Source organism: Paenibacillus periandrae, from assembly GCF_022458865.1.
Taxonomy (GTDB): Bacteria; Bacillota; Bacilli; order Paenibacillales; family NBRC-103111; genus Paenibacillus_S; species Paenibacillus_S periandrae.
Window position 1 is genome coordinate 1 of record NZ_JAJNMU010000177.1, and the last position, 278, is coordinate 278.

The 278-nt window shown below is 54.0% G+C and carries 1 protein-coding gene; it reads right to left on the bottom strand.

Going from position 1 to position 278, the window contains the following annotated elements:
* On the bottom strand, nt 1-251 hold a 251-nt coding region (locus LRL21_RS45120), incomplete at its 3' end, for a hypothetical protein (protein WP_240422243.1).
* Nucleotides 252-278: the final 27 nt, after the last annotated feature.

Here is a 278-nt window from a genome sequence, read left to right on the forward strand (position 1 = left end):
TAGCCGGGGTGCGCGGTAGTACGCTCGATCGTGGTCCCTCCCACATTCACTCCGCTTGCATCATAGAACAATAAATAATGCAGCACTTTGGCGTTTGCCAATTGCTCAATATAGTACTGGCCACTAAACGTATAGGGCTGGTTGCCTTCCACCGCCAAGTCTTGCAGCACAAAGATCGCTTCGCCCGCTGGCATGGCACTGCTCGCTATTTTCTGTGCCTTGGTTCCTGAGGCTACCGGCGTATTAACCACCGCCATCCCCGTTGCCATGTCCGGATT